Source organism: Bacillus pacificus, assembly GCF_020861345.1.
Taxonomy (GTDB): domain Bacteria; phylum Bacillota; class Bacilli; order Bacillales; family Bacillaceae_G; genus Bacillus_A; species Bacillus_A pacificus.
In genome coordinates this window covers 423,132-447,652 of record NZ_CP086328.1, presented here as the reverse complement: position 1 = coordinate 447,652, position 24,521 = coordinate 423,132, and the positions used below count along the sequence as shown (strand labels likewise).

The window sequence follows — 24,521 nt, the reverse complement described above, 5'->3', positions numbered from 1 at the left end:
TTAAAAGAACTTTAACTTACCTTTTTTAAGAACTAATAAAGGTCCACCTAATAAGAATAGGTAACGGTTATCGATAACTTTCTTCATGAAGGAAGCTTTCCAACCTGTTAACTTTTTGCCCATAACAACGCCCATTGCATCGTCATGGCCTAAAGAACATACAGATCCTTTATTGTCGAATACGAATTTCTTCATTTCGCCTTTACCACGAACTAACACAGTTAAGTTGTGCGCAATGTTGTAACCTTGTTGAATTGCGATCTGTGCTGTTGGTGGGTATGGACGGTTAATTTCTTCGTTAATGATTAACGCTGCGTCACCAACCATGAATACATCTTCGTATCCTGGAGCGTGCATGTACTCATCAACTTTTACACGTCCGCGCATTGCTTCAAAACCAGACTCTTCCACAATACCGTTACCACGAACACCTGCAGCCCAAACTACTGTTTCAGACTTAATTAATTCAGTGTCATCGCCATTCGCAACGATAATACCTTCTTCAGTTGCTTCTTTAATTGCTGTACCGATGCGGAATTCTACACCTTTTTTCTCAAGTTGTTTCACAGCGTATTCTACTAACGCTGGATCGAAACCTGGAAGTGCTGTTGGAGCAGCTTCTACACAAATAATACGTGCTTTTTCACGTGGTACATTGTACTGTTTACAAAGTTCAGGAACGCGGTTTGCAAGCTCACCTACGTACTCGATACCAGTAAATCCAGCACCACCAACAACGATTGTTACTAACTCATCGCGCTTTTCATCTGCATATTTAGCGAAGCTAGCTTCCATATGCTCACGAATTTGACGAGTTGCATTAATGTTAGCGATTGAGAATGCATGCTCTTTTAATCCTGTAATTCCGAATGTTTCTGATTCGAAACCAAGACCGATTACTAAGTAGTCATATTCTAACTCGCCGTCTTTTAAGATAATGCGTTTTTCAGCAGCTTTAATTTCTACTACTGTATCTTGTACAAAGTTCACTTTATTTGTATCAATAACGTCTTGAATATCTAGACAGATTTTTTCATCTTGTAATGTACCAGCTGCGCTCTCGTGTAACCAAGTCGCTTGGTAGTGATAGCTGTTGTTGTTTACTAACGTAATTTCAGCTTCATTTACAGATAATGCTTTTTGCAGACGAACAGTCGTAATCATCCCGCCATAACCTGCACCTAAAACTACGATTTTTGGAGTCTTCACCAAATCACAACCCTTTTCTTTATATAATAGTAATGAAAAATAATACCAAGTACTAAAAACTCTATTTGTCAAGAATGTGGAATTTATCACATTCTATATCATAACAAAACGCAGTCAAAAAATCGTACGAATTTTGTCATAGAAATTTAACATAATACTTCCCTATATTAGTCGGTTTTATTCCAGAATTCAAGCGTCTGGAGAATTATCAATATTTTAAAATAACATAGCGTTTTCAAGGGTTTTTCAGCCTTTTTTTCATGTATTTTCCTTTCTGTATATTTTATACAATGTAAAAAACATCTATGCGAAAACTTACACACAATTCAGTCGTTTTCAGAAGTATTATGAACTCAAATATGCTATCATTTATTTGAAAGTGTCATCATTTGCAGGATTTTCGTGTACATATGAACAATATATGAAATCAATATCAAAATTCCATCTATAGGGGGAATGAAAGTGGCAGAAAATCAAAAAGTTTACGACATAACAATTATTGGTGGTGGTCCAACAGGACTATTCACAGCATTTTATGGTGGTATGAGACAAGCAAGTGTAAAAATTATTGAAAGCTTACCTCAGCTTGGAGGACAATTATCCGCGCTCTACCCTGAAAAATATATTTATGATGTAGCCGGATTCCCGAAAGTGCGTGCACAAGAATTAGTTGATAACTTAAAAGAGCAAATGAAGAAATTTGATCCAACCGTTTGTTTAGAAGAAGCTGTTGATACGCTTGAGAAACAAGCTGACGGTATATTTAAACTTGTTACAAATAAGCAAACTCACTATTCTAAATCAGTAATTATTACTGCTGGCAATGGTGCTTTCCAACCACGCCGCTTAGAATTAGAAGGAACAGCAAAGTATGAAAAGAAAAACTTACATTATTTCGTTGATGATATGAATAAATTTGCTGGTAAGCGCGTCGTAGTATTTGGCGGCGGCGATTCAGCTGTTGATTGGACAATGATGTTAGAGCCAATCGCCGACAAAGTTACAATCGTTCATCGTCGTGATAAATTCCGTGCGCATGAACATAGCGTAGAAAGCTTAATGAACTCTCGTGCAGAAGTAAGCACACCATACGTTCCAGTAGAACTCATTGGTGATGACAAAATTGAACAAGTCGTTCTTCAGCATGTAAAAACGGAAGAAAAAATTATCATCGATGTTGATGATGTAATCGTAAACTACGGCTTCGTTTCTTCCCTTGGACCAATAAAAAACTGGGGCTTAGATATACAAAAAAACAGCATTCTCGTGAACTCGAAAATGGAAACAAATATTCCTGGCATTTACGCTGCTGGTGACATTTGTACATATGAAGGAAAAGTAAAACTCATTGCTTGCGGCTTCGGTGAAGCACCGACAGCGGTAAACAATGCGAAAGCTTACTTCGATCCAAACGCAAAGCTTCAACCGATGCATAGCTCTAGTATGTTTTAATATAGAAATGAAAAGAACTCCTTTTATGCGAAGGAGTTCTTTTTTATTACGCTATCGTTCCCTTCCAAAATATGTTACAATGAACAAGAACAAACGTTCTATTTAATAAGGGGGATATTTAAAAATGAAAGAACCTACTATCGTAAAAAAAGAAGCTTTTCAAGCAATAGGCATTTCGATTACGACGACCAATGAAAAAGAGGCATCTACTGAAGGAAAAATTCCCGGGCTTTGGAATCGCTACTTCCACGAACAAATCATGCATCACATCCCAAATCAACAAACGAAAGAAACATTCGCTTTTTACTCAAACTACGAATCAGATGAAACTGGTACATATCAATTCACAATTGGTATGCCCGTTTCTTCATTAGAAGACGTTCCTGAAAATATGACAACTTTAACAATACCTGCCGCTACGTATGCGGTATTTACAACGAGAAAAGGACCAGTTGCTGAAGTCGTTTGCGAAGCTTGGGAATATATTTGGAAATGGTCAAAAGGAAACAAACGTGCTTTCACAATAGACTTCGAGCTATACGATGAAAAAGTAACAGATCCAAACAACGCACAATTGGATATTTATATTGCATTAGCCTAAACAACAAAAGAGAAGATACCAAATGGTATCTTCTCTTTCGTCGTTAAATAGCCACTGTGCAAATCCAGCATAATTGTCTACAATGAGAAAGTGCAGTATAGAAATATTAGAAACTGTATAAAGTGAAACTATACTCAGTGGTGGGAGGGGATTCATCCCCCACCACTGAGTATTAGTTGAACCAATCGGACGTTTACGGGCAGTTAGTCTCCCACCTAACTTCTTTGCTCGAGCCAAATTTTGAGGTGGGAGTTTTACTGCCCGTTAACGCGGGATAAAGTGATTGTTAACAAGTTTTTTAGTTTAAATTTGTCGCATAGAAAGGAAGCAATATGGAGGAACTACAACAAAATAAATCTGCTTTAGAAGGAAGCGGAAAACCGTTATTAAAAAATACGAATTTCCTTTTTCTTTGGGCAGCTACTCTTTTTTCAAGTTTCGCTTTAGCCTTTTTTACTTTTTCACAAACGTGGTACATAGCAAAAACATTAAACCTTGAGGCATCACTCGGTGTTGTTTTCGTAGCTCTTAGTGTTCCAAGGCTTATTTTTATGATTATCGGCGGCGCTGTAGCTGATAAATTCCCGAAAAAAAACATTATGTTTTATTCTAATATTGTTCGTGCTATTCTTGTCGCAACCATCCTTACATGGTTTATCGTAGGTGATGTAACACTATATACATTTGCTTTATTCGCTCTATTCTTCGGGCTTGCTGATGCTTTTTTCTGGTCAGCTGATGGATCTATCTTGCCTGAACTTGTAGAAAAAAGCCGTTTAACACAAGCAAACTCACTTACACAAATGACAAACCAAGCATCGGTCATCTTAGGCCCTGTACTTGGCGGCATTCTTATCAAATTTACGAACTATGAAACGATTTTCTCAATTACAATTTTATTACTCATTATCGCAGCCATACTCGTTCAAAAAATACAATTTACGATGCCAGAGCAGCAAAATACAGACAAAGGCATGTTCACTTCTATTAAAGAAGGAATTTTATATGTAAAGGACTCGCCATTCCTTTCAACTTTCCTTATTTGTAGCGCCTTTCTAAACTTATTTTTAATCGGTCCGATGCAAGTCGGTTTCCCGCTTTTCGTTAAAAATGTTCTGCACGGTGACTCGCTTCAGTTTAGTTACTTAGAAGCATCTGTAGGTGGCGGTATGGCGATAGGTGCTGTCATTGTCGGTTTAAAAAATATTAATCGTAGACGCGGTCTATTTTGCATTATCATGATGCTACTGTCTGGTGTATTCTTCTTATCCATCAACTTTAGCACTGTACTATGGCAAGCATTATTAGCTGGCATGTTTTACGGTATTACAATCGCAATGGCTATCGTTCCACTTATGGCGATGATTCAATCGACAGTAAAAGAAGAAATGATGGGACGCGTAATGAGTTTGCTTATGCTATCATCAATGGGCTTTATCCCGCTTTCTTATGCATTCACATCCATCGCGCTTGCAATTGGAATTCCAATCGTAACCGTTATGAAAAGTGGTGCAATCGCCGTTATCGTCTTCGTACTATTTGTAGCGATTCGTGTTCCAGTTGTAAGAAAGTTTGATTAACTACTTGGAGTCATGCGTTATACGCATGGCTCCTTTTTAAACGGATCAAATAACGGTATTCCCTTACTTCTTCTCATTGCTGCTCCCCATTCTAATCCAACTTCTAAAAATAAATCCCGCACTGTACTATATAAAAGAGCCTTCACATTTTTACGGATTTCTCCGTATTTATACGCTCTCACAACGCTTTTCACGCGCCAAATGAAATTTCCATACACTTCTTCATCAGCTAATATTTGCTCCAGTAAAACACCTTGCTCTAGTAACCCACTCTTTTTATATGCAAGTTCCACCTTACTCCAAAATATATTGATCTTCTTCGGATTACTCGTCATCGGTAGAAGTGCATATATAAAAGGCTTCGGTATATCATGACGGCAATACGTCTCATCAAGTTCGTACGTTCCTTTTCTATTCTCTTTTATTTGGGGAAAGTTTTTAAAAAGAATTGTTTCCCCCTCATTTTTTTGCTCATTTTTACTACAGCCAGCTGCATCATTCTCACTTTCACATGCGGACATTCTCATACGGTCATCCATGCGGTCAATTGCAGATGTAAGAAAAACATATAAGTTCGCACTATATCCGCCTCGCCTATGTCTTTCTTTTGTTGCAACACGCTTTATAATTCCTAATTCCTCTAACTTTGCAATGGAGCGACGTACTGTACGAATACTTTTTCCAACATTTGTAGCAATTGTCTCCATTAACGGACAAGCAACTCCCACTGTTTTCTGTTTCTCATTCACCGCGTACTTTCCTAAAAAATGAATAATGGTAGCATCCGTTTTATTTAATTGAAATCGATAATGTTTCAAAACTTGTTTTTGATATGTATTAAACTCTTCTTTACTTCGAAATTCACTATATGGTTTCATTAAGTTATATAAGCTTCCCATTTTTATCACCTCATTTATAAGTAAGAGGCAGGAAGGGAATTTGGCGTGCTATTTAATATTTTTTTAGTGGAGATGAAAATATGATCGTAATTAGCGCTTGTTTAGGTGGTATTGCTTGTCGGTATGATGGAAATGACAATCTCGTTTCAAAAATAGAGGATTTGCTGCAACAAGAAGAGACACTACTCATTTGCCCTGAAGTATTAGGAGGATTGCCAACGCCTCGTCCCTCAGCTGAAATTATTGGCGGGAATGGCGATGACGTTTTGGATGGAAAAGCAAAAGTGATGACAAAAGATGGGGAAGATGTCACGGAATCTTTCGTGAGTGGCGCTTATAAAGCGCTAGAACAAATTAAAAATTTGCAACCAGAATATATTATTTTGAAAGAACGTAGTCCCTCTTGTGGTAGTTCTACAATTTATACGGGAGAATTTAACGGGAATAAACAAACTGGTTACGGGGTAACAACTGCTTTATTCAAAAGACATGGATTGAAAGTCATTTCAGAAGAGGATTTTGAGAATATAAAGTGAAACTTTAATCAGTGGGGGTTTTCTTCATCCCCCACTGATTATTAGTTGAACCAATCGGACTTTTATGGGCAGTTGATCCCACCTAACTTCTTTGCTTTTGCTGAATTTTGAGGTGGGGGTCTTACTGCCCATTAAAGCGGGATAAAAAGGAATTGACCCTGTTCGTCAATTCCTTTTTTCTGTCTTATTTCACATTTAATTTTTCTTTCACTTTCGCTGGAAGCTCGTCTTTCTTCACTTCTTCCCAAGCTGTTACACCTTTTTTATCTGAGTGGTATACGCGTAAGAATGCTTCTTTACGAAGGTTTTTTTGTGCCATAAATTCTAATTCTTTTTCTTTACCTTCTTTATCAAATCCAGTTAATTTATATTGGTAATCTTTATATGGTTCACCATTATCAGATTTACCATTATACTCTTTTCCATCTACTGTAATTTGAACGTAGTACTCATCTTTACCCATACGATTTAAATCACAGCCAACTAAAAGACTCGCAAATACAACTAAAATACTAAAAAGTGCAATATATCTTTTCATTTCCTTCACCTCATGTGTTTTTCTTATATTGTTATCTTAAAGCCCAGAGCTTAAAGAAGAAATTCAAAAACATGACATGAACATTACACTTTTGTAAGATAGTAATTATTTCTTCACTTTAGAAACCGTCATCCCGTCACCAATTGGAATAAGTACAGATTCTAAATTCGGATGAGCTGCTACTACTTCATTAAACTTCTTCATAACTTCTGTATAACGTTTTTGTTTCACACCTTCATCAGCTACACTACCACCAGCTAGAACATTATCTGTAACAATTAAAGCACCTGGCTTAGCAAGCTTAATGCAGTACGTCAAGTAATTTTCATAATTCTCCTTATCAGCATCGATAAAGAAGAAATCAAATTGTTTATTACCTGCAGCTAATATTTCAAGACTTTGTAAGGCAGCACCAGTCATATACGACACTTGTTTTCCAAATCCCGCTTTATGTAGATTGCGGTGCGCTACCTTTGCATATTTTTCTTCTAGTTCCAGTGAAGTTAACGTCCCCTCTTCTCCAAAACCTTTCGCAAGACAAATTCCGCTATACCCACCTAATGCACCTATTTCTAAAATATCTTTCGCTCCAGAAATAGAAACTAACATCGTCAAAAGTTTACCAGAAGAAGGCGATACCGATATGGGCGGCATTTCGTTTTCTTTTATGGAAGCAATCACTTCATCCAAAAGTGTATCTTGACCACAAAATACGGAATCAATATAACGATTAATTTGTTTCATCAGATGCAGTCCCTTTCTCTAAATCTGCCTGCTCATCTAACATAGGCGCTTCTTCTGTTTCACTCTCATGTATTTCAAATAGTTGTGTAAATTCATTAATAACCATATCAATTGCCTTTAATTCCCCAATTAAAATTTGCTGAATAGACTGGAATTCTGGCTCACTTAACTGTTGTTTAATTGTCGCTCGTTTCAAATTCATCATTTCTAAAAAAGCAATTGCTCTCCCGCGTCGAAATGTTTTCGGCCCGCGATGATGCGATCCATCTCTCCCTTTATGACGCTCACCACGGTGGTGTCCTTCTTTCATGAACTTATCTTTTCTCATTTCAAATCCCCCTTTGTATACAAATGTATACGTTTATTTTATTAATCACAAGTGTATACGTTCGTATACATAATGTCAAAAGAAAAAGCCTTAAGGGAGATGAATTTTATCATTCATCTCCCTTAAGGCTTTTTCTCCGCTATCTCTTTACTACCAATTTTTTATGTACCGATTACCGCCAATAACGTCTTTCACGCCAGTTTCGCCACTTATCATGGGCTTTATCACGTAATTTCCTTATACCGTTTATTACACCTTCTATTATGCATTCTATTATAATATCTATCACAATGTATCTTATAAATCTAAAAATAGGACCTATAATGTACTTCAATATAAATTCAAAAGTATTTTCCAGCATATATCCTCTCTTTCTGCCCCTCAATTATAACTCGAAAAAAGAGAACTTTAAAAGAAGCTCAAATAACTAGCAATGAATGAATTGAACAACCTAAAGCTACTTTAGCAGTTTCGTTTTCAATATGTGAAAAGAAATTTCTAAATGATGAAGTGACTATATATTGTTTTCTAACTTTTGAGCAAAAGTTTTTTACATAAGTTTCATTTTGGACTTTTACGCCAAAAGAAAAGACCTCCTTAACGATTGCATTCCATCGCTAAAAAGGTCTTTTTCTATTTCACCTAAAAACTTAGCACTCTTCTGGCTTACCAGCATTCGTCGCTGTACGGAAAGATGATCCACATCCGCATGATGCGATTGCGTTTGGATTGTCGATTGTGAATCCGCCGCCAAGCATAGATTGTTTATAATCAATTTTTACTCCTTTAACAATGGGAGCACTTTCTTTATCGATAACAAATTCGACACCGAAAAACTCAAGAACTGTGTCGTCTTCGTTTGGTTCTACTTCAAATCCTAAGCCGTAAGAAAGACCACTGCATCCGCCGCCATGTACAGCAAGGCGCACGTACTTCTCTCCATCCTCAGCATCTTTTAACATATCTTTAATTTGAAAAGCTGCTTGTTCTGTAACTTCAATCATGAAATACACCATCCTTTCTGTTCTCATTCTATTATACATCTTTACGCTTCTATCTTGTACTCATACACTCCGCGGCAAATTACTTCCGCTGGTCCTTTCATTAACACATTGCCTTCTTCTGTCCATGCAATCATTAAATCGCCGCCAGCTAAATGAACTGTAATTTCCTTACCACGTTCCATCTTTCCATTTAAAATAGAGGCTACAACTGCAGCACACGCCCCTGTTCCGCAAGCTTGTGTTACACCAGATCCACGTTCCCAAACTCGGAAGTTCATCTCTTCCTCATTTAAGATTTCGATGAATTCAACATTTACTCGTTCCGGGAACATTTCATGTGTCTCAAGGACTGGACCAAGCGTTGTAAGAGGCGCTTGGTCTACATCATCAACAAAAATAACTGCATGCGGATTCCCCATTGAAACAGCTGTAAATGCATAACGATGATTATTGTATAGGAAGTTTTCACGAATAAATGGTGTTTCACCTTCACCAAGCATCGGTATTTCTGCACGGGTTAAACGAGGTGCTCCCATATCGATTTTCGCTAATGTAACTTTCCCTTCTTCTACCGTTACTTCCGCCGTTACAATGCCAGCTAACGTTTCAATTGTGAAAACTGTATCTTCTACTAGTTTATGCTCATACGCATATTTCGCTACGCAGCGTAAACCGTTACCACAGCTCTTTCCTTCTGATCCATCATTATTAAACATGCGCATTTTCACCGGCGCTACGTCAGATGGACAAATTAAAATCATTCCATCTGCTCCAATACCAGTATTAATATTTGAAACCTTTTCCGCCACAAGAGCTAAATCTTCTTCAGGAATTTGTTCTTCAAACATATTTACATATATATAACTATTGCCAAGACCATGCATTTTTGTAAAAGAAAATTGGCTCATTTGTATTCACTCCAAAAATAATTTGTTATTTCAAGTATAAAATGCACGCTTTTAGAACACAATATGAATGTCCCCCGTTTCTCATATTTGACAACATTTGGCGATGAGCCAATCTTGCGCAAATTGTGTAAGAAAAAGCCCTTCTAAAAGGGCCTTTTTTTATTTATATACAGTATTATCTCCCTACGAAAGAAGATTTTATCTCATAGAAAAAGAAAAAGGTGCTGCCGATTGCAACACCTTAAAACATTGGATTTTCATCCAAATACTCATATACATTATTAACAAGTTCTTCTACTGTAGCACCTTGTACTACTTCACCATTTACAAGTGCAAACGGTCCTTCAAAACAAATGCCACAATATCCTAAACAACCATACTCCATTACATCTAAATTCGGATCTTTTTCTAATTTCTCTAAAGCTGCTTGTGAACCACTTGCAAGGTTACCTACACAAAATTCAATTAATGGTTTAATCAAAATTCTCCCCCCTGTACTACAAAACAAATTACTTTCTGACTTCATCTATAAGAAAAAAACTAAGCTGTTTCTTGTTGTTTTCATTACACCTTCTAAACTATTTAGTTACTTCATTATTTCACTTCAAAATAGATGATTCCTTCTATATAACATGCTACTTGCGATGAAATGGTAACTAAATAAGAAAAACAGTTTACTCTACTTTTCTTCTTATTGTACAACAGAGTATTCATTCATGCATTGTTATTTGTTCACAAATTCGATATAATTTGATTGAGTAAAGTCAAAATATTTTATTAATATAAAATTTTATGATTAGGGGATATTTCAACAGAAAAGGGGTAATCCATCATGAAACACCTCGTAATATTAGGTGGCGGCTACGGTGGAATGAGAATTCTGCAGCGGCTACTTCCAAGCAACCAACTTCCAGATGATGTACAAGTGACATTAATCGACAAAGTACCATATCATTGCTTCAAAACTGAATATTATGCATTAGTTGCGGGTACTATTTCAGAAACGCATATTCGTATACCGTTTCCTGAACACCCACGCCTCAATATTCAATACGGCACAGTAACAAATATTGATCTCGAAGAAAAAGCTGTTCATCTCGATGGCGGCGAAGCGATCCAATATGATGATTTAATTATTGGACTTGGCTGTGAGGATAAATACCATAACGTTCCTGGGGCGAAGGAATATACACATAGCCTACAATCGATTGAACAAACACGTAAGACATATGAACAATTAAATAGTCTAGAACCAAATGCAACAGTAGCTGTCGTTGGCGCTGGATTAAGTGGCGTTGAAGTTGCAAGTGAACTTCGCGAGAGTCGTTCTGATTTAAAAATCTACTTATTTGATCGAAAAGATAGAATTCTATTCCCATATCCAGAGAAATTAAGTAGATATGTAGAAGAATGGTTCGTAAAACATAAAGTTACTATTATACGAAACTCTAACATTACAAAAGTAGAGCCAAATATTGTGTACAACCACGATGAACCACTTGAATGTGATGCAATCGTCTGGACAGCTGGTATTCAAGCCAATGAAGTTGTTCGAAACCTTCCAGTTGAACAAGATGGTAGCGGACGGGTTGTTTTAACAAAATATCACAATATTCCAAATAACGAGCACGTATATGTTGTAGGAGATTGTGCAGCACTTCCACACGCACCATCTGCACAACTTGCTGAAGGGCAAGGAGAACAAATTGTCCAAATATTATTAAAACGTTGGAATAATGAACCACTTCCTGACGAACTACCTGTCATTAAATTAAAAGGTGTTCTCGGCTCTCTTGGTAAGAAGCATGGCTTTGGTTTGCTAGCAAACCAACCATTAATGGGACGTGTACCAAGATTACTAAAATCCGGTATCCTCTGGATGTACAAATATCATAACGGTTAATACTTTACAGGCTGTCTACTAAGTAAGCAGCCTCTCTTATTCGTTAAAATATAATTATCAGACACATCTTTCTCAATATGAATTATGATTTATTTTTCATTTTCATATTAAAAACTACCAATAAACAGTGTATGCTATTTATAAGTTGTTTTATTTCCTTTAAGGCCGAATTCATTCGGTCTTATTTTTTGTGTTGTAAATACTTTTACAGGAGGCATTCCATTTCACTTATGAACGTTACGAAACTAAACGATCGAATAGAAGCGAAGAAGAAAGAGTTGATTCATCTCGTTGAACAATATGGATTCACTCATCATAAAGTAATTTCTTTCAGCCAAGAATTAGATCGTTTACTTAACTTATTAATAGAAATCAAGACGAAGAAAAAACGTTGCTCTTTATAACCGTTACCTTCTCTTTTTTGATACGATAGAACTAGAATCAGAAAGGAGCCATCTATGTTTATATTAAAAGACGTTACATATAAAGATATACTGCACATTCCTTATTTACAGATTCAAAAAGAAAAAATCACATGTATAATCGGTGAGAGTGGGAGCGGAAAAAGCACATTGCTCCGTATGTTAAATGATCTACAATCTCCAACATCTGGAACAATTGAATATAACGGAAAATTGATTTCTGACTATCCCCCTATTCAATTACGACGTGACGTAGTCATGCTTGGGCAAACGCCACCTATTTTCGATGGAACCATTAAAGACAATCTATTAATGGGACTTCGTCTTTCTGAAAAACCATTTCCAAATGATGCCGCCTTGCGAAGTGCATTAACGACTGTTAGCTTAGAAAAAAATTTAGAAGACAACGCTAATTCATTATCAGGCGGGGAAAAACAACGACTTGCTTTTGCACGTATCGTACTTATGGATCCACCTGTTTATTTATTAGATGAACCAACTTCGGCGCTAGATAGCGATACAGAACGACGCGTTATGAAACAATTCACTACGCTAGCAAGAGAAAAGAACAAAACAGTTATCGTTATCACACACTCGCAACAACTTCCAGAAGAAATTGCAGACGATATTATTGAGATTAGTAAAGCAAACGGTGCAACTAGAAAGGAAGTGCTCTCAGTTGAAGGGCGTGATTGAACTCCAAATTTGGCAACTTGCCGCTGCATATATTTTTATTCTTATTTTAATCGGGCTCGTGAAATTAAAAGGGATACCTCGCGAAAAACAAATCGCGCTCGCAACGTTCCGTATGACGATTCAGCTCGTACTCGTTGCCTATGTCCTTACATACGTATTTGAAAACAGTAATCCATTTTATACAATTGCTCTCATTACTTCTATTACTACCTTTGCAATTTTTAATATTTATAAACGAGTTAATATCCCAATGTCTAAAGAATTAAAACGAGTAGCCGCTCTTTCCATGGTCGCCGGATCAATTGGGCCACTTCTACTATTTATCTTTGTTATTATCGGACACGATCCGTGGTATGCACCGCAATATATCGTTCCGATTACCGGAATGTTAGTTGGGAACGCGATGACAGGTGTTTCTCTCGGTGCAAATACGTTCTTAAACAATATGAAATCGCAAAGAGGTCAACTCGAGGGGGCACTTATGCTCGGTGCCACACCGAAAGAAGCCGCTGCTCCGCTCATACGCGACGCTTTTGACTCTGCTATTTTACCAACAATCAATTCTATGGTCGGAATGGGAATTATAAGCTTACCGGGCATGATGACCGGTCAAATCTTATCTGGTGTATCACCATTTACAGCCATTCAATATCAAATTGCCATTATACTCGGTATTTCAGGAAGTACCGCTTTTGCTGTTATTATCTTCTTGCAGCTTGGATATAAAACTTTCTTTAATAAGCGGTGTCAGTTGAAGGAGATTGACTATGGCGGACGGTAATCTGGCTTTTTGCTCGGTAAATGATGCACCTTTCTCGGTGAGTGAAATTATATCGACGATTTTTCGAATATATCTATCATAACTCAAAATATATCAACGATTTTTGAAATATATCGACGATTCGACAAGGAATATCGACTTACCGACAAAAAATGACAATAAACAAGAGGAGGCTAGTCGCCTCCTCTTGTTACTTACGCCTTCTTAACGAATTGTGATTTTAACTTCATAGCTCCGAAACCGTCGATTTTGCAATCAATATCGTGATCACCATCAACTAGACGGATACTCTTTACTTTCGTACCGATCTTCACAACTGAAGAAGTTCCTTTTACTTTTAAATCTTTAATGACAGTAACAGCATCGCCGTCTTGAAGAACGTTTCCGTTCGCATCTTTTACAACTTTTGCACCATCATTATTTTCAGTTTCTGCTTCTTGGCCCCACTCATGAGCACATTCTGGACATACGAAAAGAACGCCATCCTCATACGTATATTCTGAATTACATTTTGGACAATTTGGTAAAGTAGCCATAAATTCATTTCCTCCGTTCATTATTTATACGTAAAAATCAAAATTGATGTTTACATCTCGATAAATAAAATTTGTACAGCATTTCTTTATAGTGCCATAGTCTCACGTTATTGACAAGCCTACCTGGAATTCTCATTTTTTATTGTATTTTACAAATTTTTAATTCGTATGGTATTTTGTATTCACATATTTCGTTAATTAGTTTATTCGACATGTACTTCTTCCATCCAACTACTTGTCTTAGATTTCACTACTATTAAGTGCTCGTTTTCCCATTTTAGTTTACCTAAAAATCTAGAGTAGACTACTTCATTCCCTACTTCTTCTACGAGTAATTTATTTACCACTCTTAGCCCTTTATCGTTATACACTTCACACATTAGCTGAAATCCTTCCGAACGATGAATTCCTTTTAATATAGCCGTTTTCTTTCGGCTTGGGCTCTTCTTCGGCGTTTTATCCACCAAAAATACAATCTCATAATTCTCTTTCTCTATTTCTTGAAGCGCCTCATTCACATGCGCTTTAATCATTTCTATTGATAGTTTTGAATATTTTTCAATAGCTGGTACGACATAGAGGTGAACCAAATCACAAAAATGCTTATATTTCTCCTCAACTGATTTCATATTTAAAAATTGCATATAATCATAAGGTAGGTATATACAAATCTTCCACAAATCCCCACGTAATTCATAAGAAGTATCTTTATTAGAATTGGCTAGACAATATATATCAATATTTTCTACAGTTCCTAATCCAAGATTGAAACTACTTAACTTCTTTGAAAAAAGCAATTCAAAAATTCTCATTTCATGTAATCGATTATAATGTTTTTTAGGACGTTTTTTAGCCCAATCATAAAAATGAACATCCATCATACTACCTTTTCCCCCTAACATTATTTACTTTTCTAATATACAAAAAGAAGAACCCTCACAAGATTCTTCTTTTCAAAATGGACGAGTTCTCACTAGAACCCCCAACCATTTTCTTCGATGTAAAATTGATACTCTTCTAGCTCATCTTCACTTAACTTCTTATTATTCTCATATACTTCTTGCCATTCAAAATAGTCTTCACTAAAATAAACAGCAAATTTAATTTTCACATTTTTCTTCTCTGTATAATCATAGCCAGTAAATTCTACTACATCATAATCTTGTTCTTTCTTCACAAACTTCCAAGTCGGATTATCCGTCATAATCTCTAAAGTCACACCTTCACCACTTGAACGAACAACATTTTTAATATTTGGCTCAGTTGGTAATAAGGAAAGTCCAAAGGTTGCTCCGCCAAATACTAACCCTACTATTATGTGTAAACCAATCATACCAGCAAAACTAGCTCCACCCTTTGATTGTAAATAATATGCCTTCTCATGATCTGGCATATCTTCTCCCTTATGTAATACACGAACAGCGTGCTTATAATATAAACGGTTTCCTTGCCATCCAGTAAATATCATCATTCCTAATTGAAAAACTAGACCAATTGATAAAAAAATTCCATCTGGAATGTCTATAAAAGGAGGTATAAGTATACTAGGAACCGATAATAACATAAGGATAATAAAAAAGTTATACATTTTACGATAAGCTAACCAAAAAGGTGGGAAGAAAAAGGCTACCCAATTCCACGTATTCCCTTGCGCTGGATTTTCTACTTTGCCCCACTTAAAGTCATAATAAGCTGTATTCTTTTGAACAACTTTATGTAATTCTTGTGGAGAAATCGTTTTTTGTAAAACAGTGTCCTTCACGTACATCATCCTTTTCTCATATCTACATACGTGTATTTTATAGAAATAAAAAGAAGGAATCTAACAAAAAGTACATATATTTCATAAAAATGAATGGAAATCGAATATATTCCGACAATTATCCGTTTCTTATTCCATTTTACTTTTAAATATATTAGAATACTTATGAATAATACGTTTAATACACTAAGTTAATTATTTTATATATTCACTAAAAAGAATGCATCAAAATCATTTTTATACATCTTTTTTAGTGAATATATACTACTATTGTAAAACAAACATCTCGACTTAAGAGAACTCACAAATTAGCTTTCTACTATTTCAAACATATTTCCACTTACGCAACTAATGAATAATCCATTATTAACTTCCTCAATTGATACAATAAAATCTATTGCTACAACATTTTTAGGGAGTTTAATTATATCTTTCACTTCGCCACATTTAGCATCAAGTATGATTAATTCTAAATTTGAAGTAGCAATGTAAATTTCCCCATTTTTATATAACAGAACCTTTGTAATATCATGTAGAGTCGTATTGTTCCAAATCACTTTACCTGTTTGAATATGAATACCACAAATTCTACCTTCTCCTAAGGACAATACCATGATCTCACTGGTAATAAATGGATGTGTTTCAATTTCAAAAGGCATATTTACTTCATATAATTTTTGATAGCTCTTATGGTCATAACATTGTATTTGTCTACTTTCATCGTCATATTCATACTCAGTTTTTGCTAATAGTATTTTTGATTCTTGTGATGCAATGTAAGAATACCATACCTCATCAAAGGCTTTTTCAAAAATTAAGTTACAACCTTCTTTTCCATATTCCCACTTTTGTAATAACTCTATTCCTACACATATAAAATGCTCATTAGTTAAAGTAACTGGTTTATTTGGATTACAATCTTCCATCATTTGTTTCCATAGTGTAGAAGCGTCTAATAATTGAATGGCAATTGCAATGTTACTATATGCATCAACTTCCCCATCTCCATCAACAGGATTGCCTACTAACACATAGTAATCTGGGCCAAGATGGCACTGCAACTTTTCTCCTCCAACTCCGACATTCTTTTCCCATACTTTCACTCCACTTTCAAGCTCTAATAAAATATTATAGCCTTCCTGTGTAATAACTAATAAACGTGATAATTCTTCTCTCGTAATTTTTACATCTTGTATAATATGCCCTTCTATTTCTAAATCCCATAGAAGCTCCCCGGAACTTGATGAAATAGCGTACAATTTCGCCATACTTTCTCCCAATCGATTCGCATGCCAAATAATTGTGACACCATTCACAGTTATGCAATTACAATCTTCTACTAATGGAATATGGCACTGCCAAACCTCTTCTTTCGTTTCACTATCGAGTTTACGAATTTCGTGGTTATTTTCCTCCACATAAAAGATACTCTTCTCATCATGAGATAATACCGGAACAAATATCGGTTCAACCTCTATCCCCTTTACATACTTCCAGCTTAATTCATACTTGCCACTTGTAGAATGATAAATTCGATACATAATTGATTTATTTCCATTTATAAGTTCGGGAACAAACGGCTCAATTTCTAACATTCTATGGTAAGCATCTTTGATTCGAAAAGAATCAACTCCACTCATGTAAATCTGTCCTATCTCCTTTTTAAGAAACGAAAAGAGTACTCGTAAAAATTGCTCGCTATCAACACTAGCTAACTTCTTACCTCTCTGATTAATAATGAGAAATTCTCCATCTTTCTTCTGAAATTCCATCTTTTTTTCATATTCATCTAAGAAAATTGTAGCATCATCATATTCAAAAAATCCCACCCAAGCGTCAAACAACCACCAAATCGGGTCTATTATGTCTGTCTTTTCTTGAAACACAATACTCTCATCTACGCTAAGTACTATTTCTCCAGCATTTTCTATTGGTAGTTTATTTAGTTTGATTTGAAACTTTTTCATTATTTCCTCCCTCTATTGTGCATCATCTAAACTAACTATAATATATGACATAAGATTCTTAAAACTATTATTTGAGGTGATCCAATATGAAGACTACAATTTGGACAGAAGATGATTATTTAAAACTAGCACCTATTAACGACGAACTAATCAAAAAAGCAGAAGAAGTACTGAACGTAAAGCTTCCTGAATCATACATAAACCTTCTAAAAGAACAAAATGGAGGAACACTGCGCCTTGATGCTCACCCTACTTCAGAGCCAAATTCTTGGGCAGACGATCACGTTAATGTGTCTGGCTTATATGGCATTTCTTTTGATGAAAATGAATCTAGTATTTTAGAGAGTCATTATTTAATTCAAGAATGGGAAATGCCTGAGAATCTCGTACTTTTATCGGGGGACGGGCATACGTGGATTGCATTAGACTATCGAAATGTAGCTGAAAATCCTCCAGTTATATTTATTGATAATGAAGTTGAGCAAATAATTGAATTAGCACCTAACTTTGAAAGTTTCTTACAAAACTTAACTACATATGAATATGATGAAGAGTAAGCCTTATTCTAAAGCGGTACAAAGTTCCATGGCAAATTTACATGCTGCTTTAAAACCGCTTGGATTTAAGAAAAAAAGACATACATTTTGCAAAACTGAAAACGGATTTTATAAACTCATTAACATACAAAAAAGTCAATTTGGAGATGACTTCTATATACATATAGGAGTTCATCCTATCGGTCTCCCGCAGCTTATCACGGACCAATTACTAATTAAAGAAAACATCTCAATATTCGATTGCATTCTGCGAACGAGAATAGAGCCTATACATATGAAACAGAACCAGTTATTGCATAATGTTTCACATGAAACTATCGACATTCCAAATTATCTTTCTACTATTTTCGACTGGTTTCAAGTGTGGGCATCTTATGAGAATTTAGTAAAAACAAATATACATTCCGTTACTTCGGTACTAGCCGTCGTTCCAATATTACAGGAAAAAGCGTTTCTGCTTCTTACTTGTTTCTCTTTCTACAATTTAAAGCAGTACGAGCAAGCTAATCACTACTTACAGCAATATTTGCATTGTGCTGTACATCTTAATACCGAGGAAAAAGAGCAGGTATTCTTTCGTGAAGTTGATATGTATATGAAAAAACTAGTAGAAGGTGCAATGTGAAATTACATTGTACCTTCTACTAGTGCTTTATATTCCTCTTGTAACTTTTTAAATTCCTCTTCATACTTTTGTATCTTTACCGTATCCGTTTTCGAATTAAGGAGTGGTCTTCTTCTCCCAATCACCATTATATTTTTTCCTTCTATTGCATCGTTCATATATACGTATGGTTTGAAAAATTCACATTCCGTATATGGCAATGCCACAGATAATTTTGCATACTCTTCCACCTTAAATTGATTAGATAAGCTTAACTCCTTTAAATTTTTCAATTGTATTAACGGTTCTAACGAATCATCTTTAACCTTTAAATTCATAAGAGTAAGCTTTTTCAAATGTTTTAATGCAGCGAGTGGCTGCAAAGTTTGTACTTTCATCGTTGTATTTATCCCACCGCCCATATAAAAGGTATTGAGTTGTGGACACTTACTTAAGGCACTTAAATCTTCTAGCTTAGAAAAATCATCAATTAGTAAAGATTTGAGTTGCTTATTATACGCGATATCCCATAACGTCTTCGCTTTGGTATTCCAGCACATATACAACTGTTGTAAATCTGATAATTTCTGAAGGCTACTTAAATCCTCGACCCGCATTTCGTAAACATATAATATATCGGGACGAGCATACGTAAGAATATGCTCAAACTGCTTTTGATTTACTGCGAAAATCCATAATTTCTTAACTTGCAAAGATGCTAGTCGTTCTATATTTTTTGTTTTCCCCTCAATCGCTACTTCTCCTAAATCGCCAGCTATACCCGCTAAGTCTTTCGTAATCTTCGGCTGATCACCTATCGGAAACATTTTATCCTCCACTACAACTCCCAAGTAATATTCATCTCTTCAAATGAATCCTTACATACTTCCAATCCTTCGTCATCATCCGTCCCAATCATCGCCACTTCTTCTTTAGACAACATCATTTCCTCGTTTGGATTTTTGATTTTTCTCTCATACACAAGTTGTAAAAGCTCTATTTGTTCCTCTGTTAGCTCATACTCTTCTTCCAATCTTTCCATCGCTGATTCCGTATCAAGTAATGGGATTTCCAATAAAAATCCGCCATGCTCTTCCATCTCTTCAAATGAATCGATTGAATATGCACCGCTCTCATCAATCCAAAATGCTGCTGTAATGAAAGGAACTGTTTCACCTTCTACTTCTTCCAATACGTATTGAAGCGCTTCCTCTTTCGCAATTTCTAACACTTCCGAAGGTGCCCCTTCAAAATAATTTGCCGCATCAATCCACTCATCAATTCTTTCACTATTCACATCTTGAAGACATACGATCGTATAATCCGGATGAAACGTAATTGTCCCTCTTCCGCCTTGGCTATCTTGCATACTATAGTTACATCCATCCCATGAACTTTCATGTGAGAAATCAGGATCATGTGCTACAAAAATTGCATTTGCAATCGAATTTAAGATGCAGCCTTTCCATAATTGTTCCCTATCTATATGTAATTTATATTTACTCATCATCTTCCTCCACACACATATTTTTTCTATTATCTTTCCTCTACATAATACTTGTAAAGCCTTTTCTACCTACTACAAAATAGAAAAGACGCCCTTTCAAAAAGGCGCCTTTTTTACAGTTGAAAATTTACTAATAAATTAAATGAATTGTTTAATACATGAATTCCAATTGGAACGAGTAAATTGTTTGTTTTCTTATAGGTGTAGGCTAAACATATCCCTATACCAAAAATATATAAAATACTCCCTACTGTAAAGGGATGCCCTAAAGTAAATATGAAAGCACTTATAACGGCACTACTAAGTGTAGAGAAGCGCTGAGATAATGTCATAAAAAACATCCCTCGGAATACAAGCTCTTCCCAAATCGGCGCAAAAATCGTGAGTACAACTACATATAAAATGATTTCATTTTTAGTAGGCTCTATTACTATATTAGATTCACCCACACGAAGCCCATGTGGTAAAACTAAATTTAATACCGCAAGATATATAAGCAATACGATCATCGTCATTATTATTGTTACATAATGTTTTGAGTTATTGAATTGTATTGATTTTATTAAATGCACACAGTAATTTCTTGCTGGTGCATACATTACAATAATCATACAAAACGTGAAGGGTGAAATGAGATGATTTACATACCACGGATATAATGAGAATTCATATAAAAAGTTCAAATAACCAATTCCATACATTACCCCAAAAATAATTCCGATCATACCGATTACTTCTAGCATACTCATTTGTACATTCTTTTCTTTATATGTAACTAATTCCGTTTCCATCCTATCCCCTCCAGTATAATCAAACTTTTAAAACCATTATATACCAATTCCAACACAAAAAGAGACGATACAATTTACTGTATCGTCCACTTCCCTCTACACGTCTCAATTAAATGCAATAAAAATCTCTTCGTCATATCCGCTCTTCTCCACCTTGAGAGCATTCGCTTTTCTTTTGGATTCTGCCGTATTCTCTCTACTTCTTTTAATAAAGGTCCCCATTCTTCCGATGAATGTTCTAACAAGTATTGTAGTCCTCTATCTTTTGAAACGATTGTTTTATGATCTAGTGTATATACAATACGACCCATCGTAACGACCGCTGATTCTACCCATTCTTCTATAAAGAATAAATATGGCTGCTTCGCCTTCCCGCTCCAGTACTGTTCTACGTTGTATTTCATCGTATTTACTACATCATCCCACCTTATTTGGAACGAAAGGTCTTCTGCTTCTTTCCCGATCACTGTAATACCTTGATTTTTCAATGTCCACCATGTGACTGCATTAATATCCCAATGTCCTATATTCGCCTTACCATCTGCACAATACACGTACTCATTCATTTCATCATTGTATTTTCCTAAATCAGCAAGCGGAATATACATACCATCCATTCTTTTCCCTAACGTACTACCACTAAGTTTCTTATGAAGCTCTACAAGTTGCTGTTTTTCAGCTTCATTCACGGGATCACTTATTACCGTGACAAAATCAACATCGCTCGTTTCTGCATGAAATGCACCGAGTGCGATGGATCCGTAAATATATACCCCGACTATTTTTTCATCTAAAAAAATTTCTTTCAGTCCTCCTATGTACTGCTCCATCAACTGCTCTACTTCTTTCGGTAACGCATGCTTCACATCTATCCCTCCAATAAAAAAAGCCTTTGCAAATTCGCAAAGGCTTCCTGCTTTATAAATATTTCTCGATTTCTTCGTAAACATCCTTCAAACGAGGATTTCCTTCTCCAACAATTTCTCCATTTACAAGAACGACCGGATAAAATAAATCTTCCTCCACTACGCGCTCTGCGAATGCTTTTTTATCTTCATCTTCTTGTTCTTCTTGAAAATCAATATACTCGAAATTAAATTTATTTTCTTGTCCTTCATATTTACGACCAATCGCCGCTTGTAACCACTCAAACGTTTCTGTTGAAGATGGCATTCCAACGCAGCTCGCACAAATTACTTTCGTCCCATACACTTGCACATTAACCATTTCTTCTCCCCCACTTCTTGTTCTAACAGTATATTCAGATACCTTATTACATAAGCACATCATTTTACAAACTCATTCCATACCCCTATACTGAAAAAACACGTTGTAAACATGATAAAAAATTTCGGCAATAAAACAAGAACAGAAAAAATAGATTTTCCCCTCTATCTTGATTATAATAAAACTGATGAAAGGAGTCGATAAAAATGGAAAACCCACATATGCAAGAACAAGTACTAGAAGTATTAGATAAATTACGTCCATTCTTACTTCGCGATGGCGGAGACGTTGAATTAGTAGACATTGAAGAAGGTATCGTAAAATTACGCCTTATGGGTGCATGCGGAAGCTGCCCAAGTTCTACAATCACACTAAAAGCTGGTATCGAACGCGCATTACTTGAAGAAGTACCAGGCGTTATCGAAGTAGAACAAGTATTTTAATTAAAAGCGGAAGCGGCTCGTTCAAAGCCACTTGCTAAAAGGAGACCAAATTTGGTCTCCTTTTTTTATACAAATCACATTTATCCGTTAACATCATAAAACAAAATTGGAAATCCTTCTCAAAAAATGCGATAATTGATACTATATAGTGAATCGTTCACACATATAAAGTAAAAAACATAGGGGGACGACACATGCCAAAAATGGGGAACACGTTTTTAACAATTCAAGAACTAGAAAGGAAAAAAGAGTATTTATTGGACCTTTCATCCGTTATACCGACATGGAATGCGAGCTATCAATTTTTATTTAAAGAAATCCAGCAAGAATTATTGAGTAAAGTAAATGAAAAAATCGAACAACATCAATTCATTTTAAATATATGTGCAGATCAACAGGTAGGGGCATAATGTATTACATATAATTGTGGTATATAAAAAAGAGACCTCAATCGGTCTCTTTTTTATATTTTTAAGACAGCCAATCTAATTTTCTAATCCCGAGCTTATCAACTGGTAAACGAAGTGAGCCATAAAAATGTTTCATAAATTGCTCAGAGCGGTTCACATCGTGTAAAATGGCTTCTAAGCGATCTCTATATATGCTTTTTTGTTCTTCGTTTCCAGTTTGGTAATATCGTTCAACTGTTTCAAAATAGTGAAGCGGGAACAGGAGCCTTGCAAATAATAGGCGCCACCCAAATGAGGATAGCGAATAGTTCCGTTCATAATCTGTAACAAATTGAACGATTGTTTGCTCCCAGTCTTTCTTTTTTTCAATCATCATATAGCGAATCCATTCTGCTATATCTCGAGTTGGATGATCATACACCCAGTCAAAAGGGAGTTTGAGACGCTTCGTTTGATGCCATAATAAAGGTGTGAATCGTTCTTGGCAAATGGTTGCTGCATCCGTTAGTTGCGGCGTATCATCCATCTCTGTATCAACAACGTATTGAATGGCATTTTCCGCAACTCCTAAGTAATACGGGAAGGATTCAATAAATAATTGATCGAATACGTCTGTAGGGTGGTTCATCACTTGTGACTGCCAAAACTTTTCTAACTGATCGAGCCTTTTTTCCCATAACGCTTTCCATTCACCAATGCGGCTTAATTGCTCAATTTCTTCTGGAAAGAATGCACCTCGTTTATGGAATATAGAAAGCTCACTTCCTAATGACATAGCATGTCGTTCTAACGCGCGCATACCTTTTAATAAGCAGTAATTTTGTTCTTCTATCTCACTTACATAGTAGCCGTGTATAGTCGGAACGAAAGTCGCTACAGTTATATCCCCTTGCTGGTTCATATAATCACTGAGCTTTTTCATCTCTACAAGTACTTCTTCCTCCATTTCTCCAATTGGAACAAGTACATAAATTTTGTTGCGAATCCAAAAGCTTTTATAGGGGCCAAGGGGGATTAATTCTTTAACATGCATATGATAATGCTCATAAATATGATGAATCATCGCAGTCGCCACCTATGGTTTTTCTTTATATATATGAGCTTGTGCTCGCCTTT

General features: G+C 35.8%; 31 protein-coding genes. 12 read left to right on the top strand and 19 right to left on the bottom strand.

Annotated features, from left to right (window positions below; translation table 11 throughout):
* Nucleotides 1-1,209 (bottom strand): NAD(P)/FAD-dependent oxidoreductase, encoded by a 1,209-nt coding sequence (locus LMD38_RS02215; protein WP_000856615.1) that lies wholly within the window; start codon nucleotides 1,207-1,209, stop codon nucleotides 1-3.
* Between the two features lie 462 nt (nucleotides 1,210-1,671).
* Here LMD38_RS02215 and LMD38_RS02210 point away from each other — a divergent pair, with 462 nt between their 5' ends.
* From LMD38_RS02210 to LMD38_RS02200, 3 genes are all read left to right on the top strand, one after another.
* A complete protein-coding gene (locus LMD38_RS02210; RefSeq protein ID WP_000829779.1) occupies nucleotides 1,672-2,661 on the top strand; it encodes an NAD(P)/FAD-dependent oxidoreductase in 990 nt (329 codons plus the stop codon).
* 124 nt (nucleotides 2,662-2,785) lie between these two features.
* Nucleotides 2,786-3,262 (top strand): GyrI-like domain-containing protein, encoded by a 477-nt coding sequence (locus tag LMD38_RS02205; protein ID WP_016718798.1) that lies wholly within the window; start codon nucleotides 2,786-2,788, stop codon nucleotides 3,260-3,262.
* 332 nt (nucleotides 3,263-3,594) lie between these two features.
* Nucleotides 3,595-4,842 (top strand): MFS transporter, encoded by a 1,248-nt coding sequence (locus LMD38_RS02200; protein ID WP_016718799.1) that lies wholly within the window; start codon nucleotides 3,595-3,597, stop codon nucleotides 4,840-4,842.
* A gap of 17 nt (nucleotides 4,843-4,859) precedes the next feature.
* Here the strand turns inward: LMD38_RS02200 and LMD38_RS02195 are convergent, their stop codons facing one another.
* A complete protein-coding gene (locus LMD38_RS02195; protein ID WP_062822298.1) occupies nucleotides 4,860-5,741 on the bottom strand; it encodes a helix-turn-helix domain-containing protein in 882 nt (293 codons plus the stop codon).
* 80 nt (nucleotides 5,742-5,821) lie between these two features.
* Between LMD38_RS02195 and LMD38_RS02190 the strand changes: the two genes are divergently transcribed.
* Entirely contained in the window at nucleotides 5,822-6,277 is a 456-nt protein-coding gene (locus LMD38_RS02190) for a 2-thiouracil desulfurase family protein (RefSeq protein WP_062822297.1), read from the top strand.
* A gap of 184 nt (nucleotides 6,278-6,461) precedes the next feature.
* Here the strand turns inward: LMD38_RS02190 and LMD38_RS02185 are convergent, their stop codons facing one another.
* The 7 genes from LMD38_RS02185 to LMD38_RS02155 all read right to left on the bottom strand — a co-directional run bounded on the left by LMD38_RS02185 (nucleotide 6,462) and on the right by LMD38_RS02155 (nucleotide 10,280).
* The gene (locus tag LMD38_RS02185) at nucleotides 6,462-6,815 is read right to left on the bottom strand and encodes a YxeA family protein (RefSeq protein WP_016718802.1); all 354 of its coding nucleotides are present in this window, start codon (nucleotides 6,813-6,815) and stop codon (nucleotides 6,462-6,464) included.
* Nucleotides 6,816-6,920: 105 nt separating this feature from the next.
* Complete coding sequence (locus LMD38_RS02180) at nucleotides 6,921-7,559, bottom strand: O-methyltransferase (RefSeq protein WP_062822296.1); 639 nt, start codon at nucleotides 7,557-7,559, stop codon at nucleotides 6,921-6,923.
* Nucleotides 7,546-7,887 carry a hypothetical protein gene (locus tag LMD38_RS02175; RefSeq protein WP_062822295.1) on the bottom strand — a complete coding sequence of 114 codons (342 nt, stop codon included), beginning with the start codon at nucleotides 7,885-7,887 and terminating at the stop codon, nucleotides 7,546-7,548. The genes LMD38_RS02180 and LMD38_RS02175 overlap by 14 nt, the downstream gene beginning before the upstream one ends.
* A gap of 172 nt (nucleotides 7,888-8,059) precedes the next feature.
* The gene (locus LMD38_RS02170) at nucleotides 8,060-8,248 is read right to left on the bottom strand and encodes a hypothetical protein (RefSeq protein ID WP_016718805.1); all 189 of its coding nucleotides are present in this window, start codon (nucleotides 8,246-8,248) and stop codon (nucleotides 8,060-8,062) included.
* A 289-nt stretch (nucleotides 8,249-8,537) separates the two neighbouring features.
* On the bottom strand, nucleotides 8,538-8,891 hold the full coding sequence (locus LMD38_RS02165) for a HesB/IscA family protein (protein ID WP_000573827.1): 354 nt from the start codon (nucleotides 8,889-8,891) through the stop codon (nucleotides 8,538-8,540).
* A gap of 41 nt (nucleotides 8,892-8,932) precedes the next feature.
* Entirely contained in the window at nucleotides 8,933-9,799 is an 867-nt protein-coding gene (dapF, locus tag LMD38_RS02160) for a diaminopimelate epimerase (protein WP_000077382.1), read from the bottom strand.
* Nucleotides 9,800-10,040: 241 nt separating this feature from the next.
* Nucleotides 10,041-10,280, bottom strand: coding sequence for a YuzB family protein (locus tag LMD38_RS02155; protein ID WP_000595026.1), 240 nt, complete (start codon nucleotides 10,278-10,280; stop codon nucleotides 10,041-10,043).
* 351 nt (nucleotides 10,281-10,631) lie between these two features.
* On the opposite strand from LMD38_RS02155, the gene LMD38_RS02150 reads away from it, so the two are divergent.
* The 4 genes from LMD38_RS02150 to LMD38_RS02135 all read left to right on the top strand — a co-directional run bounded on the left by LMD38_RS02150 (nucleotide 10,632) and on the right by LMD38_RS02135 (nucleotide 13,601).
* Nucleotides 10,632-11,702 carry an NAD(P)/FAD-dependent oxidoreductase gene (locus tag LMD38_RS02150; protein ID WP_000682074.1) on the top strand — a complete coding sequence of 357 codons (1,071 nt, stop codon included), beginning with the start codon at nucleotides 10,632-10,634 and terminating at the stop codon, nucleotides 11,700-11,702.
* Between the two features lie 230 nt (nucleotides 11,703-11,932).
* The gene (locus LMD38_RS02145; RefSeq protein WP_001103326.1) at nucleotides 11,933-12,106 is read left to right on the top strand and encodes an aspartyl-phosphate phosphatase Spo0E family protein; all 174 of its coding nucleotides are present in this window, start codon (nucleotides 11,933-11,935) and stop codon (nucleotides 12,104-12,106) included.
* Nucleotides 12,107-12,160: 54 nt separating this feature from the next.
* The gene (locus LMD38_RS02140; protein ID WP_062822294.1) at nucleotides 12,161-12,820 is read left to right on the top strand and encodes an ABC transporter ATP-binding protein; all 660 of its coding nucleotides are present in this window, start codon (nucleotides 12,161-12,163) and stop codon (nucleotides 12,818-12,820) included.
* On the top strand, nucleotides 12,804-13,601 hold the full coding sequence (locus LMD38_RS02135; protein ID WP_016718809.1) for an ABC transporter permease: 798 nt from the start codon (nucleotides 12,804-12,806) through the stop codon (nucleotides 13,599-13,601). The genes LMD38_RS02140 and LMD38_RS02135 overlap by 17 nt, the downstream gene beginning before the upstream one ends.
* A gap of 194 nt (nucleotides 13,602-13,795) precedes the next feature.
* On the opposite strand, the gene phnA is transcribed toward LMD38_RS02135, so the two are convergent.
* The 4 genes from phnA to LMD38_RS02115 all read right to left on the bottom strand — a co-directional run bounded on the left by phnA (nucleotide 13,796) and on the right by LMD38_RS02115 (nucleotide 17,866).
* Nucleotides 13,796-14,137, bottom strand: coding sequence for an alkylphosphonate utilization operon protein PhnA (gene phnA / locus LMD38_RS02130; protein ID WP_048528370.1), 342 nt, complete (start codon nucleotides 14,135-14,137; stop codon nucleotides 13,796-13,798).
* A gap of 203 nt (nucleotides 14,138-14,340) precedes the next feature.
* On the bottom strand, nucleotides 14,341-15,018 hold the full coding sequence (locus tag LMD38_RS02125; RefSeq protein WP_062822293.1) for a hypothetical protein: 678 nt from the start codon (nucleotides 15,016-15,018) through the stop codon (nucleotides 14,341-14,343).
* 92 nt (nucleotides 15,019-15,110) lie between these two features.
* On the bottom strand, nucleotides 15,111-15,905 hold the full coding sequence (locus LMD38_RS02120; protein WP_061183230.1) for a DUF2628 domain-containing protein: 795 nt from the start codon (nucleotides 15,903-15,905) through the stop codon (nucleotides 15,111-15,113).
* Nucleotides 15,906-16,207: 302 nt separating this feature from the next.
* On the bottom strand, nucleotides 16,208-17,866 hold the full coding sequence (locus LMD38_RS02115; RefSeq protein WP_062822292.1) for an outer membrane protein assembly factor BamB family protein: 1,659 nt from the start codon (nucleotides 17,864-17,866) through the stop codon (nucleotides 16,208-16,210).
* Between the two features lie 86 nt (nucleotides 17,867-17,952).
* Between LMD38_RS02115 and LMD38_RS02110 the strand changes: the two genes are divergently transcribed.
* Both LMD38_RS02110 and LMD38_RS02105 read left to right on the top strand, forming a co-directional pair.
* Nucleotides 17,953-18,423 carry an SMI1/KNR4 family protein gene (locus LMD38_RS02110; protein WP_000858819.1) on the top strand — a complete coding sequence of 157 codons (471 nt, stop codon included), beginning with the start codon at nucleotides 17,953-17,955 and terminating at the stop codon, nucleotides 18,421-18,423.
* Nucleotides 18,410-19,048, top strand: a complete 639-nt coding sequence (locus tag LMD38_RS02105; RefSeq protein ID WP_062822305.1) for a DUF4304 domain-containing protein — start codon at nucleotides 18,410-18,412, stop codon at nucleotides 19,046-19,048. Before LMD38_RS02110 ends, LMD38_RS02105 begins: the two co-directional genes overlap by 14 nt.
* A gap of 2 nt (nucleotides 19,049-19,050) precedes the next feature.
* Here LMD38_RS02105 and LMD38_RS02100 read toward each other — a convergent pair whose 3' ends face one another.
* The 5 genes from LMD38_RS02100 to LMD38_RS02080 all read right to left on the bottom strand — a co-directional run bounded on the left by LMD38_RS02100 (nucleotide 19,051) and on the right by LMD38_RS02080 (nucleotide 22,552).
* Nucleotides 19,051-19,854 (bottom strand): leucine-rich repeat domain-containing protein, encoded by an 804-nt coding sequence (locus LMD38_RS02100; protein ID WP_061183227.1) that lies wholly within the window; start codon nucleotides 19,852-19,854, stop codon nucleotides 19,051-19,053.
* Between the two features lie 11 nt (nucleotides 19,855-19,865).
* A complete protein-coding gene (locus tag LMD38_RS02095; protein WP_061183226.1) occupies nucleotides 19,866-20,534 on the bottom strand; it encodes a hypothetical protein in 669 nt (222 codons plus the stop codon).
* A gap of 113 nt (nucleotides 20,535-20,647) precedes the next feature.
* Nucleotides 20,648-21,325 (bottom strand): CPBP family intramembrane glutamic endopeptidase, encoded by a 678-nt coding sequence (locus LMD38_RS02090; protein ID WP_062822291.1) that lies wholly within the window; start codon nucleotides 21,323-21,325, stop codon nucleotides 20,648-20,650.
* Nucleotides 21,326-21,399: 74 nt separating this feature from the next.
* Complete coding sequence (locus LMD38_RS02085; protein WP_080454399.1) at nucleotides 21,400-22,275, bottom strand: nucleotidyltransferase domain-containing protein; 876 nt, start codon at nucleotides 22,273-22,275, stop codon at nucleotides 21,400-21,402.
* The gene (locus LMD38_RS02080) at nucleotides 22,244-22,552 is read right to left on the bottom strand and encodes a YuzD family protein (protein ID WP_000248590.1); all 309 of its coding nucleotides are present in this window, start codon (nucleotides 22,550-22,552) and stop codon (nucleotides 22,244-22,246) included. Before LMD38_RS02080 ends, LMD38_RS02085 begins: the two co-directional genes overlap by 32 nt.
* A 206-nt stretch (nucleotides 22,553-22,758) precedes the next feature.
* Between LMD38_RS02080 and LMD38_RS02075 the strand changes: the two genes are divergently transcribed.
* Nucleotides 22,759-22,995: a NifU family protein gene (locus tag LMD38_RS02075; RefSeq protein ID WP_000431159.1), complete on the top strand. Its 237-nt coding sequence runs from the start codon at nucleotides 22,759-22,761 to the stop codon at nucleotides 22,993-22,995.
* Nucleotides 22,996-23,189: 194 nt separating this feature from the next.
* Nucleotides 23,190-23,405 carry a hypothetical protein gene (locus tag LMD38_RS02070; RefSeq protein WP_014893439.1) on the top strand — a complete coding sequence of 72 codons (216 nt, stop codon included), beginning with the start codon at nucleotides 23,190-23,192 and terminating at the stop codon, nucleotides 23,403-23,405.
* A 61-nt stretch (nucleotides 23,406-23,466) separates the two neighbouring features.
* Here LMD38_RS02070 and yutH read toward each other — a convergent pair whose 3' ends face one another.
* Nucleotides 23,467-24,468: a spore coat putative kinase YutH gene (yutH, locus tag LMD38_RS02065; RefSeq protein WP_016718817.1), complete on the bottom strand. Its 1,002-nt coding sequence runs from the start codon at nucleotides 24,466-24,468 to the stop codon at nucleotides 23,467-23,469.
* Nucleotides 24,469-24,521: the final 53 nt, after the last annotated feature.

What these genes read in the sequence shown, in the direction of transcription:
- LMD38_RS02190 (WP_062822297.1), top strand. Translation starts at nt 5,822, where the DNA reads ATGATCGTAATTAGCGCTTGTTTAGGTGGTATTGCTTGTCGGTATGAT.
- LMD38_RS02090 (WP_062822291.1), bottom strand. Translation starts at nt 21,325, where the DNA reads ATGGAAACGGAATTAGTTACATATAAAGAAAAGAATGTACAAATGAGT.
- dapF (WP_000077382.1), bottom strand. Translation starts at nt 9,799, where the DNA reads ATGAGCCAATTTTCTTTTACAAAAATGCATGGTCTTGGCAATAGTTAT.
- LMD38_RS02075 (WP_000431159.1), top strand. Translation starts at nt 22,759, where the DNA reads ATGGAAAACCCACATATGCAAGAACAAGTACTAGAAGTATTAGATAAA.
- LMD38_RS02195 (WP_062822298.1), bottom strand. Translation starts at nt 5,741, where the DNA reads ATGGGAAGCTTATATAACTTAATGAAACCATATAGTGAATTTCGAAGT.
- LMD38_RS02180 (WP_062822296.1), bottom strand. Translation starts at nt 7,559, where the DNA reads ATGAAACAAATTAATCGTTATATTGATTCCGTATTTTGTGGTCAAGAT.
- LMD38_RS02175 (WP_062822295.1), bottom strand. Translation starts at nt 7,887, where the DNA reads ATGAGAAAAGATAAGTTCATGAAAGAAGGACACCACCGTGGTGAGCGT.
- LMD38_RS02165 (WP_000573827.1), bottom strand. Translation starts at nt 8,891, where the DNA reads ATGATTGAAGTTACAGAACAAGCAGCTTTTCAAATTAAAGATATGTTA.
- LMD38_RS02145 (WP_001103326.1), top strand. Translation starts at nt 11,933, where the DNA reads ATGAACGTTACGAAACTAAACGATCGAATAGAAGCGAAGAAGAAAGAG.
- LMD38_RS02100 (WP_061183227.1), bottom strand. Translation starts at nt 19,854, where the DNA reads ATGTTTCCGATAGGTGATCAGCCGAAGATTACGAAAGACTTAGCGGGT.
- LMD38_RS02115 (WP_062822292.1), bottom strand. Translation starts at nt 17,866, where the DNA reads ATGAAAAAGTTTCAAATCAAACTAAATAAACTACCAATAGAAAATGCT.
- LMD38_RS02200 (WP_016718799.1), top strand. Translation starts at nt 3,595, where the DNA reads ATGGAGGAACTACAACAAAATAAATCTGCTTTAGAAGGAAGCGGAAAA.
- LMD38_RS02110 (WP_000858819.1), top strand. Translation starts at nt 17,953, where the DNA reads ATGAAGACTACAATTTGGACAGAAGATGATTATTTAAAACTAGCACCT.
- yutH (WP_016718817.1), bottom strand. Translation starts at nt 24,468, where the DNA reads ATGATTCATCATATTTATGAGCATTATCATATGCATGTTAAAGAATTA.
- LMD38_RS02185 (WP_016718802.1), bottom strand. Translation starts at nt 6,815, where the DNA reads ATGAAAAGATATATTGCACTTTTTAGTATTTTAGTTGTATTTGCGAGT.
- LMD38_RS02170 (WP_016718805.1), bottom strand. Translation starts at nt 8,248, where the DNA reads ATGCTGGAAAATACTTTTGAATTTATATTGAAGTACATTATAGGTCCT.
- LMD38_RS02120 (WP_061183230.1), bottom strand. Translation starts at nt 15,905, where the DNA reads ATGTACGTGAAGGACACTGTTTTACAAAAAACGATTTCTCCACAAGAA.
- LMD38_RS02095 (WP_061183226.1), bottom strand. Translation starts at nt 20,534, where the DNA reads ATGAGTAAATATAAATTACATATAGATAGGGAACAATTATGGAAAGGC.
- LMD38_RS02085 (WP_080454399.1), bottom strand. Translation starts at nt 22,275, where the DNA reads ATGTTTACGAAGAAATCGAGAAATATTTATAAAGCAGGAAGCCTTTGC.
- phnA (WP_048528370.1), bottom strand. Translation starts at nt 14,137, where the DNA reads ATGGCTACTTTACCAAATTGTCCAAAATGTAATTCAGAATATACGTAT.
- LMD38_RS02205 (WP_016718798.1), top strand. Translation starts at nt 2,786, where the DNA reads ATGAAAGAACCTACTATCGTAAAAAAAGAAGCTTTTCAAGCAATAGGC.
- LMD38_RS02140 (WP_062822294.1), top strand. Translation starts at nt 12,161, where the DNA reads ATGTTTATATTAAAAGACGTTACATATAAAGATATACTGCACATTCCT.
- LMD38_RS02105 (WP_062822305.1), top strand. Translation starts at nt 18,410, where the DNA reads ATGATGAAGAGTAAGCCTTATTCTAAAGCGGTACAAAGTTCCATGGCA.
- LMD38_RS02125 (WP_062822293.1), bottom strand. Translation starts at nt 15,018, where the DNA reads ATGATGGATGTTCATTTTTATGATTGGGCTAAAAAACGTCCTAAAAAA.
- LMD38_RS02150 (WP_000682074.1), top strand. Translation starts at nt 10,632, where the DNA reads ATGAAACACCTCGTAATATTAGGTGGCGGCTACGGTGGAATGAGAATT.
- LMD38_RS02070 (WP_014893439.1), top strand. Translation starts at nt 23,190, where the DNA reads ATGCCAAAAATGGGGAACACGTTTTTAACAATTCAAGAACTAGAAAGG.
- LMD38_RS02080 (WP_000248590.1), bottom strand. Translation starts at nt 22,552, where the DNA reads ATGGTTAATGTGCAAGTGTATGGGACGAAAGTAATTTGTGCGAGCTGC.